The organism is Streptomyces sp. NBC_00442 (assembly GCF_036014195.1).
GTDB lineage: Bacteria > Actinomycetota > Actinomycetes > Streptomycetales > Streptomycetaceae > Streptomyces.
Window position 1 is genome coordinate 4,290,982 of the sequence record NZ_CP107918.1, and the last position, 17,010, is coordinate 4,307,991.

Sequence of the window (17,010 nt, forward strand, 5' to 3'; positions counted from 1 at the left end):
TCAGTGGACCCCGTGGGTCGCCGACTGCCGTGTCAACGGGCATGCCAGAGCTTTCGTGTGACGGGACGGAACAGCAGACAGAACTCCCTGACCCGCAGCAGACGGGCCACGACGACGAAGGTGATGGCCGCGGCGAGAGCGCCGACGGCGGTGGCGAGCAAGGGACTTGACGGCGCCGACGCCCCCCACCAGGCGGCGGCGGTGGCGCCGCACGCGGCGGCCACGAGACGGGCGAGCTGACCGCCCACCCACCGCACGGACAGCGCCGTGCGGCGGCGCCCGCTGCCCCACAGGAGCAGCAGCGCGGTCAGGGTGATGCCGAGCGCGTTGGCGGCGGCGATGCCGGGCGCGCCCCACGCCGGGACGGCGAGCGCGCCGGCCACGGCGGTCGCGGTGAGCCCGGCGAGCATGGCGCAGGCCGGGAACCACAGGGGGCGGGCCTCGGAGAAGTAGGAGCGGGCGAGGACCCCGACGAGGGTCTGGCCGAGCAGGCCGAGCGCGTACACGCGCATCACGCCGGCGGTCGCCGCGGTGTCGTGGGCGGTGAACGCGCCGCGCTGGAACAGGAGGTGGATGATCTGCGGCGCGCAGGCCACCACCACCGACGCGCCGAGCAGCACGATGGTGCCCGCCACGATGAGGTCGCTCTCCACCCGCCGCCTGGCCCGCTCGGTGTCGCCCGCGGCCAGAGCGCGCGCGATGACGGGGAAGGTGACCGTGCACAGCATCAGGGAGAGCACCATCGGCATCTGCGCCACCTTCTGGGCGTAGTTCAGGTGCGAGATGGCGCCGGCGGGCAGCGGCGCGGCGAGGAAACGCTCGATGAGGACCTGCGTCTGGCGGCTCAGGGCGAACACCACGACGGGGGCGACCAGCGCGAGCCGCAGCGCCCGCGCCGTGCCGTCGCCCGTCGCGCGCCGTGCGGCGGGCACGGCGGGCGGGCGCTCCCGCCGGTGCCAGCTGCGCCACAGCGCGGGAAGCTGCACGAGCACCATGAGGACGCCGCCGAGCGCGACCCCGGCCGCGGCCGCCCGCACCCCCCATGCCCCGCCGAGCAGCAGGAGCAGGGCGATGATGCCCACGTTGTACGCGACGTAGATGGAGGCGGGCGCCAGGAAGCGGCCGTGTCCGCGCAGGGCGGCGCTGCAGTAGCCGGTGAGCCCGAAGGTGAAGACGCAGGTGGCGGTCAGCCGGGTGCAGTCGACGGCCAGGTCGGCGCGCGGCAGCCCGGGGGCGAGGACCGCGACCACGGCGGGCGCGGCGGCGACGAGGGCGGCGGCGCCCGCGGTCAGCGCGAGCGTGAGCCGGGGCAGGGTCGCCGCGACCAGGGCGCGGACCGGGTCGGGTCCGGGGCGGCCGCGTTCGACGAGGGCCAGGCTGAACGCCGGTACGAGGACGAAGGCGAGCCCGTCCTCGATCAGCAGGGTCGCGGCGACCTCGGGCACCGTCCAGGCGACGAGGAAGGCGTCGGTGTCGGTGTCGGCGCCGAAGACGTGCGCGAAGGCCTGGTCGCGCAGCAGGCCGAGGACGGCCCCTGCGACGGTCAGGACGGCGGTCAGGAGCGCGGCCCGCGCCAGCAGCCGCCCCGACGGGCCGGGTTCGGGGGGCGCGGCGGGCGCGGGCAGCAGCGGGGGAGCGGTCTCCGTCACGTCGTGGCCGCCCCTCGTGCGGCCAGGGCCCACCAGGCGGCGAGGCCGATGACGAGCGCGGTCAGGGCGGTGGAGGGGCCGCCGATGTCACCGTAGAAGAAGTCCACGAGCAGCCAGGTCAGCAGCCCGGCGGCGACCAGCGCGCAGTCCAGGGGGGCGCCGCGGCGGCGCGCCCGGTGGAGCCTGCGCACCCCGGCGACCAGGAGCGCCGCCCAGCCGCCGGCGAGGGTGACCACGCCGATGAGGCCCTGCTCGCTCAGGACGAGGAGGTACATGTTGTGCGGGGAGAGCAGGGGCTGGCGCTTGAAGGCGGCGCCGGCGCCGGCGGTGTCGCTGCCGGAGGACAGGGCGAGCGAGGAGTTCGCGTCGCGGTGGTCGGGGAAGCCCTTCAGCCCGACGCCGCTGAGCGGGGATCGACGCCACATCTGTTCCGCGGCCGCCCACATCGTGTACCGGTCGGTGACGGACTGGTCGGGGGCGCTCTCGACCTGGGTGATGCTGGAGAGCCGTTCCTGGAGCATCCGGCTGCCGGAGCCGCTGGCGCCGACGAGGACGACGCTCGCGGCCGTGAGGGCCGCGAGGACGACGAGGGCGCGCCGCACGCCGGAGAGCAGCAGCACGGTGCAGGCCGCGACGGCCGTGGCGATCCACGCGCCCCGGCTGAACGACACGGCGAGCGGCAGGAGCAGCAGCGCGGCGCAGCCGAGCGCGGCCCGGCGCCGGGTGCGGCTCGCGCCGGGCGCCGGGTCGAGGGCGAGGCCGATCGAGCAGAGCAGGCCGCACGAGACGACGGTGGACATGCCCATGATGTCGGAGGCGCCGAAGGTGCCGACCGCGCGGATGTCCTCGCCCATGTAGGAGGCGCCGGTCGCGGTGAGGTACTGCTCGACGCCGACGGCGCCCTCGAACAGGGCGAGCGCCACCACGGCGCCCGCCGCGACCCGGAAGTCGTCGCGGTCGCGCAGCAGGAGCAGCACGGCGAGCGGTACGAGCACGAAGATCTGGAGGTAGCGGCCGAGCCCGGCGATCGCCGTCGAGGGGTCGGCGGCGCCCATCGCGGCCACGCAGATCCCCGTCACCGGGAGTCCCATGACGATCGCGGCGCGGCGGCTCAGCGGCCGCTCGCCCGAGCGCAGCACCCGAAGCAGCGCCCACAGCACGAGCACCCCGCACGCGGCGTCGGCGGCGGTCGCCGAGCCGTCGCCGCCCAGCGGGGGAGTGGCGAGCAGGGCGATGACGGCGAGCAGGGGCAGCAGGTGCAGGGCCCGGCGTGCGGGGGCGGGCAGCGGCATCGGCGGCGCGGCCAGGGCGGCGTGCACGGTCAGCTCCCCGTCGGCCGGACGAGGCAGGACGCGGTGCGCAGCAGGATGCACAGGTCCTGCCACAGCGACCAGTGGTCGATGTAGTAGTTGTCGTAGCGCGCCCGGTCCTCGATCGAGGTGTCGCCGCGCAGCCCCTGCACCTGGGCGAGCCCGGTGAGGCCGACCGGCATCCGGTGCCGGGCCGCGTAGCCGGGGTGGGCGCTGCTGAACTGGGCGACGAAATAAGGGCGTTCGGGCCGCGGCCCGACGAGGCTCATGTCGCCGCGGATCACGTTCCACAGCTGGGGCAGCTCGTCCAGGGACGTGCGCCGCATGAAGTGCCCGGCGCGGCTCATGCGGTGGTCGGCGGCGATGTTCCAGCGGGTGGCGGCCTCGTGCACGGTGTCGGGGCGCAGCGTACGGAACTTCAGGAGGGTGAACGGCGTGCCCCGCACCCCGATGCGTTCCTGCCGGAACAGCACCCCGGGCCCGTCGCTGCGGCGCAGTACCAGGGCGCACACCAGCAGGACGGGCGAGGCGGCGATCAGCGCGGGCACGGTGAGGGCCAGGTCGAGGAGGCGCTTGGCGAAGAGGCCGAAGGCGCCGGCGGGGGTGCTGGTCAGCGGCCGGCAGGGGAAGGCGGCCACTTCGTCGGCCTGCCCGCCGGGCGCGGTGTGGCCGGGCGCGCGCGTGTCGAGCTGCCACAGCGCACACCCCATGGCTTCGAGGAGCGCCGGGGGCACGGGTGTCGGGCCGCCCGCTTCGACGGCGTACGTGAACAGGCAGTCCCGCACCCCGTTCTGGATGACGGCGCGCTGGACCTCCTCCAGGCTGCGCAGCACCGGCACCGGGCCGGCCTCGACGGTGGCCTCGGACGGCGGCACGACGACCCCGACCGGACGGACCCCGCCGCCCGACTGTCGCACCAGCGCGGCGGTGACGCGTACGGCGGTGGCCGCGGGCCCCACCACCAGGGCCGGGCGCGGCCTGCGGGCGGCCTTGCGGCGGCGCAGCCACAGCGCGGCGCCGCGCCCGGCGCAGCTCGCCGCCGTCTGCGCAGCGCATCCCGCGGCGGCCGCCGACACCGCGAGCGGCACATCGCCGGGGTCGCGGACCAGGACGTTCTGGTGGGCCAGTACGGCGGCCAGGACGCACCAGCCGGTCAGGGCGCGGACGAACAGGGCGGGCACGTCGCCGAGGACGCCGCCCGCCATCGTCGGCCGGTAGAGCCCGGCCTGGGCGTTGAGGAGGAGCACGGTGGCCACGAGCAGCCCCGCGGGGCCGGGCGGCAGCCCGGAGTACGGCAGGACGAGCATGCCGAGCAGGCCCGCCGCGCAGTCGACGGCGAGCAGGACGGACACGAACGTGCCGCCCGTGCGCGGCCGTACCGCCGTGGGGACGAAGTGGTCCGGCGCCTCGCGGGGCGTGACCACCGAGACGGTTCCCGTTGACATCCCGCCGCCGTGGGGCGGTCCCCCGGCGGACGGGACGATGCTTTCCGCGGTCACTGGCTGATGGGTTCCCTGTGCTCGGAGCGCTGCAGGGCGGCCACGTCGCGGTAGACCCGCGCGATGCTCCGGGCCGTCTGCCGCACGTCGTGGGTGGTGGTCACGTGTTCGTGGCCCTGGCGGGCGAGGGAGGTACGCAGCGGGGCGTCGGTGAGGAGGCGGGTCATGGCGCGGGCCAACGCGCCCGGGTCCTGCGGCGGTACGAGGCAGAGCGGCGCGTGGCCTGGCGCGAGGCTCTCGGCGGAGCCCCCGACGTCGGTGACCACGACCGGCGTGCCGCACGCCATCGCCTCCAGCGGGGCGAGCGCCATCCCCTCCCAGCGCGAGGGCAGCACGACCAGGTCGGCCGCGCGGTACCAGGCGGCGGTGTCGCTGACCGCGCCGACGAGGGAGACCGACGCGGGGGCCGCCGTGCGCAGTGCCGCGAGGTCGGGGCCGTCGCCGACCAGGACCAGGTGGGCGCCGGGCACCGCGCGGCGCACGTCCTGCCAGGCGCGGAGCAGCACGTCCTGGCCCTTCTGCCGGCAGAGCCGTCCGACGCACACCACCAGCGGCGCGTCCGTCGCGGCCGGGGCCTCGTCGGGCGCGCGGTACTGGTCGAGGTCGACGCCGTTGGGGATCACCGCGAACGACGCGAGGACTCCCGCGCGTTCCCCGGTGGCCCGCTCGCCCTCGCTGACGCACACGACGCGCGAGGTCCAGCGCACCGCGGCCCGCTCCCAGCTCCGCGAGAGCCGCGCGGTGATCCCGCCGACCGCCTCGAACGACCAGGCGTGCGGCTGGAAGACGGTGGGGACGGAGCCGCGTGCGGCGAGCCGTGCGGCGACCCCGGCCTTGGCGCTGTGCGCGTGGATCACATCGGGCCGCACCCGGCGGATCAGCCGGGCCGCGCGCAGTGTTTCGCCGAGCAGCGCGGGACCGGGGGAGCGGGTGGCGGGCCAGGGGCGCACCCGGGCGCCCAGGCGCGACAGTTCGGTGCTCAACGGGCCTCCCTCGGGGCATGCCACGGTGACGCGGAATCCGCTGCGCAGCTGGTCCCGTACCAAGTCCGTGACGACTCGGGCTACGCCCCCCTCAACGGGCTGAACCAGGTGCAGGACACTCAAGTCGTCCCCGGCACTGGGCCCATCGGGTCCGCCGGGGGCGTTGGCTCTCGTGGGCATGCGCGGTCACTCCGGTCCTGGCGCTCGAAAAAGAAAGCTGGACAAAGGTGCTGCGGGGCGGGCCCGATGGGCGGCCCGCTCTCGAATTCCGCTTTACCGGTCGTGCGGTTGCCGGGGTTCCCCACGCGATGAACGGCCCCGGGGCGAGGAGCACTGTAACCGTATTTACGACCCGGTCCCGTCATGAATGCGCGGGCCGGAGTGTCCCTTCGGGCGATTCGGCGTATCCCGTTGACGGTTGGCTCGTTATTGAGCCGGGCTTGCTCTCCGTGCGCGGAGAAAAACGATGCATCGCGAGGTCAGGTCGGCCGTGACGGTGTGCGCGGACGGCGCGGACCTCGACAACACCGGCGACGAAAATTAACTCCTCGGGGTGATGTTCTCCGATGGCGACGGCCGCTGGTGGCCATGGTCCGGACATGTCCCCTGGCCACCTTTTCGACTCCGGAAACCCGGGTTCACCCGTTAGGGGCAAAACCGGGCGGCCGGGTCCGCGTTGAGGTGTAGGTCGAGTGACACCACCCGGTCACTGCCTTTCCCAAGGTCAATGACTTTCCCAATCTAGGAGTGCTTCTCCATGTCGCGTACCGCGAAGGCCCTGGTCCTGTCCACCGCTGCCGTTGCCGCCATTGCCGGTGGGGCCGGCGTCGCCGCCGCCGACGCCGACGCGCACGGCGCGGCCACCCACTCCCCCGGCGTCCTGTCCGGCAACATGGCGCAGGTTCCGGTCCACGTGCCGGTCAACGTCTGTGGCAACACGGTCAACGTGATCGCCCTGCTGAACCCCGCCTTCGGCAACACCTGCGTCAACAAGTAGTTCCCCGCGCGAGCCCCGGCCGCCCCCATCCAGGGGGTTGCCGGGGCTCTGTGCTGCCCGGATGGCGCAAGCCCGACGCGGGTGTCCGCTCCCGGGGTTGTGCCAGCTCGCCCCGGCGCGTCGCGCACGGGGCGGTCGGCGGCGGCGAGGACGCGGTTGCGGGGGTTCGGGGGTCCGCGCACGGTGAGGGAAATTCGCACGTCCCAGCGAGGGAGAACCGTTTCATGCGTGCACGAACACCGCGTCGACTGGCCGCCGTGGCCCTCTCGACCGCGCTCGTCGTCGGATCGGCCGGAACCGCGTGGGCCGCCGCAGACGTGCAGCCGCCGCGCCCGGCCGGCGCCGAGGCTCCCGTGCCGGGCGCCGACGCCGTGCTCAAGCAGGTCAAGACGCTGGCCGACCTGGGGGGTGCGCTCAAGCCCGTCACCGATCTGCTGACCGGGGCGCTGGGCGGGGCGTCCCCGGCCGACGTCACCGCGCCGGCCGCCAAGGCGACGTCCGCCCTCGACGCCGTGAAGGCGGCGGCCCCGGCCGCCCCGGCCGTGCCCGCCACCCCGTCGGCCCCGGCCGCCGTGCCGGCGCTGCCGCTGGGCGGCTCCCAGCTCGCCGCCGGGCCGACCGACATCAAGGCCGACGCCGTCGCGGCCCTCAAGAAGTCGATCGACAGCCTCGTCAAGGCGGTCACCAGCGCCAACGTCGCGGGCATCGTGCCGGCGGCGACCGAGGTGGTCACCGGGCTCGTCGGCCTCGTCGTCGCCACGCTCCTCGGCGGCGGCCTGCCGGTGCCCAGCCTGCCGGGCCTGCCCGCGCTGCCCAAGCTCCCCACGGACGCGCTGCCCGTGGCACCGCCGAAGCTGCCCGTCTGACCCGTCCCCCCTCCGGGTCCCGTACGCCCATGTCCCCGCGTGCGCTCTGCACCCCGCACACCCGACACCCCGTACGCCCGCGAGCGCCGGCCCGGAAACGGAACCGGCGCTTTCGGCTGTCCGGGGCCGGGCAGCCCGCTATTGCCTCCCCAACTAGCGCCTGCATAGCCGGAATTAATGAAATCGCATACGAATATCTGCGGTCCTCCGCAATTGGGTGGGGTGTCCCATGAATCCGCGCCCGAAGGGTTTCCCAACCGCCCGCGAGTCGTTACCCAGGGCGAAGTGGCGCACATCATTCAGGGATACGCGCGGCGCTGCCGTTGCGCGGCGCGTGCAGTTGATTTCGGCGATCGAACTCGCCGCGGAAGGATTGATGATGAAGTCGATGAAGGTGGCCGCGGCGGTCGCCGGTTCGCTCGCGGTCATGGGTGCGGCGGCTCCGGCCTTCGCGACCGGGGCCATGCCTCCCATGAGCCTCAACGGCGGGCTCGACGCGCTCACCCAGCAGATGGCCTCGGCCCCCATGGTCGACGCGGCGCCCGTCCACACCACCCTGCTCGACCCCAAGTCGGACGACTCGCTGCTCCACACCGCGGCCGCCACCGCCAAGGACCTCAACAAGACCAACGGGGCCCCGAATCAGAGCCCGCTGATCGGCGGTCTTCCGATCGGCTGATTCTCGGCCCGGAAGGGGCCGGTCGTCCGGTCCGAAAATGAGCTGATCGTTCCGGCTCACGCATGAACAGATCCTCCGCGACGGCGAATTGACGCCCGCCAGGGCCGTCGTGCGCTGTACGAGGGAAAGACAATAAACCCGGCGTGTTCGCTTCCGGCGACTCCCGGACCCTTGCCTACGCTGAGGCAACCCCCGAATGGAAGGTTTTTCACCATGAACACTGCCAAGAAGACCGCGCTCGTCGTCGCCGCCGCCGGGCTCGCCGCCGGCGCCGCCGCCGGTTCCGCCTTCGCCGACGCGGGCGCGCAGGGCGTCGCCGCCAACTCGCCCGGCGTCCTGTCCGGCAACCTGGCGCAGGTCCCCGTGCACGTGCCGGTCAACCTCTGCGGCAACACGGTCAACGTCATCGGCCTGCTGAACCCGGCCTTCGGCAACACCTGCGTCAACGACGACTGACGCGAAGCCGGTTCGTCCCCGGTACGCGTGCGGTATGTCATGAGCGGCTCCGTGGAGTTGGGGATCCCGGGGCCGCTCCGCCATGTCCCCACGGACACGCCGCGGCACGCGGACACGCCGCCCGCACGCGGACGCCGGGACGCCCGGTGCGCCCCCGCGAAGGGCGGTTCATCCGGATGGGTGACGACTGCGAGGGGCTCGGCCCGGAATGTCCTAGAGTCCCGGCATGACTTCAGCCACCAGCGCCGTACAGCCGTCCAGGGCAGCCCTGTTGGGCTCGCTCATCGTCATCGCGTGGAGCGGCGAACACCCCGACGCATCCGGCGACGTGCCCTTCCTCATGGCGTACTCCCTCGGTGACGGCACCGAGGGCCCCGAGGGCGCGGAGGCCGCGGCGCGGGCGCTCCTCGACGAGATCGGCATGCCGGCCGGCAGCGTGACCGACCAGACCCAGGGCGGCTCGTTCCCGGTGACCCTCATCGTGCAGGGCGGCCAGGCCGTCCTGACCATGCCGACGCTGACCGCCCAGTGCCCGGTGCCGCCCGAGTGGCTCGCGGCCGCCGAGGAGCGCGGCGCCGTCCAGTTCATGTTCGCCACCCGCTCCTGGCCCGATGCGGTGCCCGGAGTCGCCGTCGACGACGAGCAGTTGAAGGCGTTCGCGGGCCACGAGGACACCATCTCCACCGCCGGCCACTGCGTGCTCCCCGTCCGCCGCCTGCGCGGCTGAACCCCGCCGGACGAGAACGGAACGGAGACGACAGCCATGGCCCTGAACGGGACGCTCAAGCAGCGGGCGCCGGTCACCGACTCGTCCGGACCCCCACCCCGGGCCGGCGCCGCCTTCGGCGCCGGCCGCGGCTTCGCCTGGCTGGTCGTCCTGACCGGCGCGGCCGGCCTGCTCGCCTCCTGGGTCATCACCCTCGACGAGTTCGAACTCCTGCGGAACCCCGACTTCGTCCCCGGGTGCAGCCTCAACCCGGTGATCTCCTGCGGCAACATCATGAAGAGCGCGCAGGCGTCCGTCTTCGGGTTCCCCAATCCGATGCTGGGTCTGGTCGCGTACGGGATCGTCTGCTGCGCGGGCATGAGCCTGCTCGCGGGCGGCCGGTTCGGGCGCTGGTACTGGCTGGCGCTGAACACGGGGGCGCTGCTCGGCGTCGTCTTCGTCAGCTGGCTCCAGTTCGAGTCCCTGTACCGCATCGACGCGCTGTGCCTGTGGTGCTGTCTGGCGTGGGTCGCCACCATCGTGCTGTTCTGGCGCGTCACCACGCTGAACCTCGTCAAGGGAGCGCTGCCCGGCCCGGGTTGGGCGCGCGGGCTGTTCTGCGAGTTCGGCTGGGCGGTGCCGGTGCTGCACATCGGGGTCGTCGCGATGCTGATCCTGACCCGCTGGTGGGACTTCTGGACCGGATGAGCCGCCGACGACGTACGGGGCCGGCCGCCGCCCAGCAGGAACGTTGGGCCAACCGCGTGAATCGCCTCCGCGGCCCGACACGGCGGCCCTCCCCGGGCGTTGACCCCATTGACCAGTCGCATGGTTGAAGCCTCCCCGGGCCGTGCAACCAGTACCGGCCCGGGGAGCGCCGGCGGCGGTGGCGGGAGCCCCGCGGCCGTTTCCTGCGCCTGGGGACGTCGTTGAACCCGGCATCGGACGAGAAGAGCGGACGCTTGGAGGGGCCCCGGAACCAGGACGGTTTCCGGGGCCCACGCATGTGCCGGACCGGTCCGCACGAGCGAGCACGAGGGAGACGCCGATGAACCACGCGACACACTTCTGGCACGCACGACGGACGGGCCGCACCCGCCCCCGGGGCCGCACCCCCGAGCCCACGCGGCCCGGGGCGCCCCCGCCCCGTACCGCCTGGCACATCGCGCGCCGCGGCCTGCTGCGGGTCCTGTTCGCCTCGGCGACCGCCGCCTTCACGGGGGCGGCGCTCTCCCGCATCCCGTCCGCCGCGCCCCGGGGCGAACCGGCGGGCGCGGCCGGGCCGGGGCCCGGATCCGTGTCCGCACTCGGCCTCGCCGAAGGATCCGCCTTCGACGAGATGCACGCAGGGCACCGCATCCAGGGCCGCGCCCAGCGGACGGACGCCGCCGAGGCCGTCGTGTTCGTGGACGGGCGGCAGTTGATGCTGATGCGCCGGGCCGACGGCAGCTATCTGAGCTCCGTCGACCACTACGAGTCCTACGCCACCGCCCGCGACGCCGCTCGCGCCGCCGCCGCGGAGCTGGGCCCGGCCCGGCTCGCCGCGGTGCCCGTGCACGCCGGTCACGAAGGGGGAGCCGCCCGTGGTGTACACGCGTAAGAACCAGCGGAACCTGACGAGCGCCGAGCGCAGGGCCTTCGTCAACGCCGTACTCGAACTCAAACGGCGCGGAGAGTACGACGAGTTCGTGCGCACGCACATCGACTTCTACGTGACGGACGGCGACCGGGGGCTGCGGGTCGCGCACATGGCGCCGTCGTTCCTGCCCTGGCACCGCCGGTTCCTGCTGGAGTTCGAGCGGGCCCTGCAGAAGGTCAACCCCCGTGTGACCGTGCCCTATTGGGACTGGACGCGCGACAACTCGCCGGCCTCCTCGGTGTGGGCGGACGACTTCATGGGCGGCAACGGGCGCCGCGGCGACCTCCAGGTCATGACCGGGCCCTTCGCGTACGCGCACGGCAACTGGGAGGTGACGGTCAACGTGACCGAGGAACGCTTCCTGACCCGGGACATGGGCCGCCCCAGGGACCCCATCAAGCTGCCCACCGCCGCCGACGTCAGCCGCGCGCTCGCCGACCCGGTGTACGACGTCTCGCCCTGGAACTCGACCAGCGGATCCGGGTTCCGCAACAAGATCGAGGGCTGGACCACGGCCCCGGGCAACGCCCGCTTCCGTACGCACAACCAGGTGCACCGCTGGATCAGCGGGCTGATGCTCGGCGGCGCCGCCGTCAACGATCCCGTGTTCTGGCTCCACCACGCCTACGTGGACAGCCTCTGGTCGCGCTGGCAGGCCGCCCACACGGGGTCCAAGCAGTATCTGCCGGACGTGCCGCCGCCGTTGGGCGACCCGCAGCACGGCCGGGTGGCCGCGCTCGCCGACCCGATGCCGCCGTGGGACGTGGCACCCTCGGCGCTCCTGGACCACAGCGGGATCTACCGGTACGCCTGACACGGCAACGGCCTCCCGGGGGGAGAAGTCCGGGAGGCCGCAGGCACGGATCAAGCGTCCGGCCGGGCGGTCACGAGGACCGTCCGGCCGGAGTGGGGGCGTCAGCCCCCGTAGCCGCCACCGTCGTGGTGGGAGTCGGCGTTGACGCAGGTGGTGCCGAACACCGGGTTCAGCAGACCGGCGACGTTGACCGAGTTGCCGCAGAGGTTGACCGGGACGTGCACCGGCACCTGCAGCAGGTTGCCGGAGAGGACTCCGGGGGAGTTGGTCGCGACGGCCTCGGCGCCAGCGTCGGCAGCGGCAATACCCGCACCGGCCAGCGCCACGGCGCCCGCTCCGGCGACGACGGCGGCCGTCTTCGCGATACGAGACATCAGAGTTCTCCTTGAATGGACACGCGACCGCAGACTCGCAGTCGTCATTTCACTTCAACGTGTCGAACGGCCATAAGTAACGGACACCTGCGCCCAAATCGGTTCCGCGGTTCGCCGCGCGGGCGTGGCCGCACGCGCGGCTACTCGCCGTCCGTCCCGCGCGACGCGCGCCGGGACAGGGCGACCGCCGCGGCCCCCGTGACGAGCGCGCTCACGCTCAGCGCGCCGAGCAGAGAGGCGTTGGCGTCGGCGCCGGTGTCGGCCAGGACCGGCGCCGCCGACGGGACCGCGCCCGGCGCGGACGAGCACGGGGCGCACGTGCCGTGCGGAGCGGCCGCGGCGGGGCCGCCCGCGGCGTGCGCCGCGGACCCCGTGCCCAGCGCGGCGACCAGCCCCGCGACGAGAGCGGCCCGCGCCGCGGGACCCGAGAATTTGTCCATGCCGCGACCCTTCAACAAGAATTCCGGAGGGAGATCGGATGCTGATACGCATAATTGGGACCCGGGCCGCGACGGCCCCCCGGCCACGCGCGCCGCGGCGGCCCAACCACCCGTCCGGCGCACCGGGCGCCCCCGCGCGGCGCAGCGGCGCCACTCAGTGCGCGCGATAGGCCCGCGCCGCGTCGGGATGGCCCGCGCACTCCCACAGGCCGTGCGGGCAGTAGTCGGTCAGCGTCTGGTAGACGGGCCGGTACCTGCTGAACCACGCGGTCATCCCGCGCACGTACCGCGCGTCGTCCCCGTTGCGGAAGAGTCCCCACTCCGGGTACGACACCGGCTTTCCGTGCCGGGCCGCGAAGTCGACCTGGGCCCGCAGCCCGTACGGTTCCTCGACCTGGTCGGGGAAGGACATGCCGGCGGGCTGGTCATAGGAGTCCATGCCGAGGATGTCGACGAAGGCGTCGCCGGGATAGCACGCGGTCCACGGCACCGCGTCCCGGCCGCGGTTCGGCGCGAAGTCGAAGCGGAACCGCTGCCCCGCGACCGAACGCATCGCGGTGACCGCGCGACGCCAGTACGCCCGCCACGCGGCCGGGTCGGGGCCGCAGCGGTGCGTGTAGGTGGTGCCGTTCATCTCCCACCCCAACACGACGATGGAGTCGGCCAGTTGGAGGGACACGAGGCGTTCGGCCAGCGTCCTGAAGTGGCCGTCGAAGGCGCCCCGCGCGCCCTGCCCGAGCAGGCCGCGCACCTCGTCGTCGGGCAGGCCGGCCTCGTTGCGGGCGAGCATCGGCACGTTGAGCACGAAGATCCGGTCCGCGCGGTGACGGCGCCAGCGGGACCAGGGCGCGAGCAGCGCGGGCGGCCCCTCGATGCCGCTCCAGGTGTCGCCCGGCAGATAGGTGTGGCCCGCGCGCAGCAGCCCGCGGCCGCGCCACTTCTCGACCGCCGCGAGTTTGCCGATGCCCTCCGTGCCGGAACCCGTGAAGACGCCCGCCGCGGTCCGCGACGCGGTCGGCATCGGGCCGCGCGGGACGTCGCCGGGCAGCTGGACCAGCGCACAGACCAGCAGGACCAGCGCGCACAGCGCGGTCTGCCACGACGGCGGAGCGTTCCGGGACGCCGAGGAGGTGCCGCGCGGCCGGCCACGGGCCGCGCGCTCCCGGCGGGGCCGGGCCGTCAGTTGCCCCCGGTCGCGCCGCCGCGCTGGAGGGTCCCGCCGAGCGAGGCGACGCCGGCGGTGAGCGTCTCGGCGATCTTGCCCTGCCCGCCGAGGACCTTGGGCTGCCCGTACTCGCTGACGCTGCCGTGGCCCGCGCCGGGGCTCGAGTCGGCGGCCGCGACACCGGGCGCGGCGAGGAGCAGGAGCGAGGCGGCGGCGGTGGCGGCCCTCAGGCGGCGCTGTGGGTTCATGGCGTTCATGTCCGGTACAACGCCGTCGGCGCGGGGAGGGTGCGCGCGCCGCGGGGCGGGCCGGGGTTCAGGGCTTGGTCACATCAAATGCGAAGTGCTGCCTGCGCACGCGGTGGTCGAAGTTGGACGTGCCGAGTTCGGGTTCGCCGAGCGCGCGCACGGCCAGCGGGCGGGTCAGGAGTTCCCGGAGCACGGCCTTGATCTCCAGGCGTGCCAGATGGGCGCCGAGGCAGAAGTGCGGGCCGCCGCCGCCGTATCCGAGATGCGGGTTGGGGTCGCGCGTGATGTCGAAGGCGTCCGGGTCGTCGAACACCGAGGCGTCGCGGTTGGCGGACGCGTACAGGAGCATCACCTTGTCGCCCGGCAGGAAGGTGTGGCCCGCCATCGTGTAGCGCGCGACGACCGTCCTGCGGAACTGGATGATCGGCGTGGAGTGCCGCACGATCTCGTCGACCGCGCCGTCCGCGTAGCGCTCGAAGTCGGCTACGAGCAGGTCCAGTTGAGCGGGATGGCGGGTCAGGAGCGCCAGGGCGTGGGCGATGGCGTTGCGGGTCGTCTCGACGCCGGCCACCAGCAACAGGGAGAAGAACGAACCCAGTTGACGATACGTCAGATGGTTGCCGTCCTGGTCGGCGCGGACCAGGGCCGAGATGAGGTCGTCCGCCGGGTGCCTGCGCCGCTCGCGGCCGATCCGGGCCACGGTCAACTCCATCCGGGCCAGGGCCCGCAGACCCTTGCCTGGGCTCCTCAGGCGGGCGCCGAGGCCGCGTCGTACGCCGGCGTGCTCGGAGGCCCGGTCGATCTGACGGGCGATGCGGTGACGGTCGGCGTCGGGCACGCCCAGCATCGCGCAGATGACCTCGAACGACATCCGGGAGGCGACCGCCGAGACGAACTCGTCGGGCCGCTCGGCGACCATGTCGTCGACGATGCGTACGGCCAGCTCCTGGATGCTCGCCTCGGTCGTGGCGAGCAGGCGCGGGGTGAAGGCCTGCTGCACGATGCGGCGCAGCCGGGTGTGGTCGGCCCCGTCGAGGTTGACCATCGAGTCGCCGAACAGGGCTCGCACCCAGCGCGCCGGTTCGGGCGATGTGACCCCCGGCGCGCTGGCGAACACCCGGGGGAGCCGGCTCGCCTTGAGGACGTCGGCGTGCCGGACCAGGGCGTAGAAGCCCTGCTCGGGGCGGCGCCGGGTGGCCCGGCGTTCGGTGAAGAACACCGGGCGCGGCTCGTCCCTCAACTCCCCGAAACGCGCGAGGCGTTGGGCCGCGGGGAGTTTCCAGAACGCCGGGTCGGCCAGATCGGCGGCGGGGCCGCGGCCGGCGGGGGCCGTCCGGTAGTGGGTCACGTTCGCACCGTCCTGGCCGCCGTGCGGCTGTCGGAAACACATTGGACCAGCTCGGACTGACATGCAGGGGCGCGGAGTTGTCCGGGCCGGCCCCAGGGGCGGGCTCAGCCCACCAGGTCGTGCCCGGCCTTGACCGCGTCGTTGGCGGCCTTGACCGCTTCGGCCCCGGCCTTCACTCCGCCCTTCACGGCGCCGACCTTCTGGCCCAGCTTGTCCCCGACGACGCTCTCCGCCGCGGGCTTGATCTGGGCGCCCGCGGCGCTCGTCGTGGTGGCCGCGCCGCTCAGGGTGGAGCCGAGGTCGAGGGCGTGCGCGGACGGGGAAAGGGCGGCGGCGAGCGCGGTTCCGGCTGCGGCGGCGGCGAGGTATCGGCGTACGTTCATGTCGGCTACAACGCACGAGCCGCACGGAGGGCACGCCCCGGCGCGGCGCGCCCCGCGGATGCCCTGCGCATTGCTGCAAGCAGGCGAACTTTGCAGTGATACCGCCGCCGGGATCGTTCTTGCAGAACGACACGGCCGAAGAGGCCAGGGAAGGAAGAGAACACCCATGGGAATCACTTCACGCGCGGGCCTGGCGAGCGTCCTGACATGCATCGCGACGGCGGCGGCGGTGGCGCCGGCCGCGGCCGCCCCGGCCGTTCCGGTCGATCTGCCCCTCGGCGGGCTGAACACGGTCCTGCCGTTCGACGCCCCCACCGTGCACACGGGCATGCCGCTGCCCGTACCCGGCGCCCCGGACGGCCCGCGCTACGTGAAGGGCAACCTGCTGCCCCACAACATGGTCCCCGCGATCCCGATCGAGTCCGCGCTGCCCGACACCCACATCGGTACGCCGCTGCCCGACCCGATGAGCTCCCGCAACCTCGGCACCCCCGACCTGGTGAGCCCCGGCACCGCGCTCCACACCGTCACCCCGGGCGCGGACCTCGGTGCCCCGCTGAGCGAGCCGCGCGCCGCGCTGTTCGGGCTGCCCGCCGTCACCCTGCCCGAGGCCGGTCTCACCGCGCCCGCGGTCCAGGGCGACCCCGCGGCCACCGCGACCTTCTGAGCATCCCCCACCCCGGACGCCGGGGCCGCTCCCGTCCGTCCCCCCCCCAAGCCCAGGAGTTGAACCGTGCCCCGTCCGCCGAGGAACGTCCCCGCCGAGGCGCCGTCCCCGCATGTCCCGGCCCGGACGCGTCCCCGCGACGTCCTCGCCGAGGCCCCACTCGGCAGGGCGGTCGCGGCGCTGCTCGCCGTCGCCGCCGTCACCGCCCTCGCGGCCGGGGGCGCTTCGGCGGCGCCCGGCCGTCCCGACCCGCACGGGGTGGGTTCGGGGCAGGGCGCGCCCCCGTGGCCCGCGCCCGCGGACCCCGCGGCGGCCGCCCGTGCGGCGGGTCTGGAGATGATGTCCGCCGAGGGCATGGTGCAGCACACCCACACCCATCTGGACGTCCTCGTCGACGGCCGGCCGGTCACCGTCCCCGCCGCGATCGGCATCGACCTGCCGCACCGGCTCATCAGTCCCCTGCACACCCACGACACCAGCGGCGTGATCCACGTCGAGTCGCCGCGCAGGGCGGACTTCACCCTCGGGCAGTTCATGGCCGAATGGCGCGTGCCGCTCACCGCCGACCGCATCGGCGGCCTCCACGCGAGCGCCGGGCGCTCTGTGCGGGCGTACGTCAACGGGCGCGCGGTGGCCGGGAATCCCGCGACGATCGTGCTGCGCGAGCACGACGAGATCGCCCTCGTCCTGGCCCGGGACACCGACACCCGCCCGGTGCCGGCGAGCTACGCCTGGTCGCAGCACGGGCACTAGCGCGGCCACCTTGGCTCCCACGGGCCCCGACGCC

The 17,010-nt window shown here is 74.1% G+C and carries 20 protein-coding genes; 10 read left to right on the forward strand and 10 right to left on the reverse strand.

Features of this window, described 5'->3' with window-relative positions:
- Positions 1 to 32 precede the first annotated feature (32 nt).
- The 4 genes from OG432_RS19275 to OG432_RS19290 are packed head-to-tail and all read right to left on the reverse strand — an operon-like array spanning position 33 to position 5,621.
- A complete protein-coding gene (locus OG432_RS19275; protein ID WP_328312194.1) occupies positions 33 to 1,649 on the reverse strand; it encodes a lipid II flippase MurJ in 1,617 nt (538 codons plus the stop codon).
- The gene (locus OG432_RS19280) at positions 1,646 to 2,941 is read right to left on the reverse strand and encodes an O-antigen ligase family protein (RefSeq protein WP_328315158.1); all 1,296 of its coding nucleotides are present in this window, start codon (positions 2,939 to 2,941) and stop codon (positions 1,646 to 1,648) included. The genes OG432_RS19275 and OG432_RS19280 overlap by 4 nt, the downstream gene beginning before the upstream one ends.
- A gap of 29 nt (positions 2,942 to 2,970) precedes the next feature.
- Positions 2,971 to 4,404: an exopolysaccharide biosynthesis polyprenyl glycosylphosphotransferase gene (locus OG432_RS19285; protein WP_328312195.1), complete on the reverse strand. Its 1,434-nt coding sequence runs from the start codon at positions 4,402 to 4,404 to the stop codon at positions 2,971 to 2,973.
- Positions 4,405 to 4,454: 50 nt separating this feature from the next.
- On the reverse strand, positions 4,455 to 5,621 hold the full coding sequence (locus OG432_RS19290; RefSeq protein WP_328312196.1) for a glycosyltransferase: 1,167 nt from the start codon (positions 5,619 to 5,621) through the stop codon (positions 4,455 to 4,457).
- A gap of 577 nt (positions 5,622 to 6,198) precedes the next feature.
- Here OG432_RS19290 and OG432_RS19295 point away from each other — a divergent pair.
- The 8 genes from OG432_RS19295 (at position 6,199) to OG432_RS19330 (ending at position 11,598) form a co-directional block, all read left to right on the forward strand.
- Entirely contained in the window at positions 6,199 to 6,438 is a 240-nt protein-coding gene (locus OG432_RS19295) for a chaplin (protein WP_267052611.1), read from the forward strand.
- A gap of 224 nt (positions 6,439 to 6,662) precedes the next feature.
- Positions 6,663 to 7,304 (forward strand): hypothetical protein, encoded by a 642-nt coding sequence (locus OG432_RS19300; protein WP_328312197.1) that lies wholly within the window; start codon positions 6,663 to 6,665, stop codon positions 7,302 to 7,304.
- 334 nt (positions 7,305 to 7,638) lie between these two features.
- Positions 7,639 to 7,983: a hypothetical protein gene (locus tag OG432_RS19305; RefSeq protein WP_328312198.1), complete on the forward strand. Its 345-nt coding sequence runs from the start codon at positions 7,639 to 7,641 to the stop codon at positions 7,981 to 7,983.
- Positions 7,984 to 8,196: 213 nt separating this feature from the next.
- A complete protein-coding gene (locus OG432_RS19310; RefSeq protein ID WP_328312199.1) occupies positions 8,197 to 8,439 on the forward strand; it encodes a chaplin in 243 nt (80 codons plus the stop codon).
- A 226-nt stretch (positions 8,440 to 8,665) separates the two neighbouring features.
- Positions 8,666 to 9,166, forward strand: coding sequence for a DUF5949 family protein (locus OG432_RS19315; protein ID WP_328312200.1), 501 nt, complete (start codon positions 8,666 to 8,668; stop codon positions 9,164 to 9,166).
- Positions 9,167 to 9,202: 36 nt separating this feature from the next.
- The gene (locus OG432_RS19320) at positions 9,203 to 9,853 is read left to right on the forward strand and encodes a vitamin K epoxide reductase family protein (RefSeq protein WP_328312201.1); all 651 of its coding nucleotides are present in this window, start codon (positions 9,203 to 9,205) and stop codon (positions 9,851 to 9,853) included.
- Positions 9,854 to 10,193: 340 nt separating this feature from the next.
- A complete protein-coding gene (locus OG432_RS19325; protein ID WP_328312202.1) occupies positions 10,194 to 10,745 on the forward strand; it encodes a tyrosinase family oxidase copper chaperone in 552 nt (183 codons plus the stop codon).
- Complete coding sequence (locus OG432_RS19330; RefSeq protein WP_328312203.1) at positions 10,729 to 11,598, forward strand: tyrosinase family protein; 870 nt, start codon at positions 10,729 to 10,731, stop codon at positions 11,596 to 11,598. Before OG432_RS19325 ends, OG432_RS19330 begins: the two co-directional genes overlap by 17 nt.
- A 101-nt stretch (positions 11,599 to 11,699) precedes the next feature.
- On the opposite strand, the gene OG432_RS19335 is transcribed toward OG432_RS19330, so the two are convergent.
- The 6 genes from OG432_RS19335 to OG432_RS19360 all read right to left on the reverse strand — a co-directional run bounded on the left by OG432_RS19335 (position 11,700) and on the right by OG432_RS19360 (position 15,556).
- Positions 11,700 to 11,972 (reverse strand): chaplin, encoded by a 273-nt coding sequence (locus OG432_RS19335; protein WP_328312204.1) that lies wholly within the window; start codon positions 11,970 to 11,972, stop codon positions 11,700 to 11,702.
- 140 nt (positions 11,973 to 12,112) lie between these two features.
- Positions 12,113 to 12,412, reverse strand: coding sequence for a hypothetical protein (locus OG432_RS19340; protein WP_328312205.1), 300 nt, complete (start codon positions 12,410 to 12,412; stop codon positions 12,113 to 12,115).
- Between the two features lie 154 nt (positions 12,413 to 12,566).
- A complete protein-coding gene (locus tag OG432_RS19345; RefSeq protein ID WP_443058414.1) occupies positions 12,567 to 13,433 on the reverse strand; it encodes a glycoside hydrolase family 26 protein in 867 nt (288 codons plus the stop codon).
- A gap of 158 nt (positions 13,434 to 13,591) precedes the next feature.
- Entirely contained in the window at positions 13,592 to 13,834 is a 243-nt protein-coding gene (locus OG432_RS19350) for a hypothetical protein (RefSeq protein WP_328312206.1), read from the reverse strand.
- A gap of 58 nt (positions 13,835 to 13,892) precedes the next feature.
- Positions 13,893 to 15,173 (reverse strand): cytochrome P450, encoded by a 1,281-nt coding sequence (locus OG432_RS19355; RefSeq protein ID WP_328312207.1) that lies wholly within the window; start codon positions 15,171 to 15,173, stop codon positions 13,893 to 13,895.
- A 104-nt stretch (positions 15,174 to 15,277) separates the two neighbouring features.
- On the reverse strand, positions 15,278 to 15,556 hold the full coding sequence (locus OG432_RS19360) for a hypothetical protein (RefSeq protein WP_267052623.1): 279 nt from the start codon (positions 15,554 to 15,556) through the stop codon (positions 15,278 to 15,280).
- Positions 15,557 to 15,722: 166 nt separating this feature from the next.
- Between OG432_RS19360 and OG432_RS19365 the strand changes: the two genes are divergently transcribed.
- Together OG432_RS19365 and OG432_RS19370 are read left to right on the forward strand one after the other, a co-directional pair.
- Positions 15,723 to 16,223, forward strand: coding sequence for a hypothetical protein (locus OG432_RS19365; RefSeq protein ID WP_328312208.1), 501 nt, complete (start codon positions 15,723 to 15,725; stop codon positions 16,221 to 16,223).
- A gap of 66 nt (positions 16,224 to 16,289) precedes the next feature.
- Positions 16,290 to 16,976 carry a hypothetical protein gene (locus tag OG432_RS19370; protein ID WP_328312209.1) on the forward strand — a complete coding sequence of 229 codons (687 nt, stop codon included), beginning with the start codon at positions 16,290 to 16,292 and terminating at the stop codon, positions 16,974 to 16,976.
- The last annotated feature ends 34 nt before the right edge of the window (positions 16,977 to 17,010 follow it).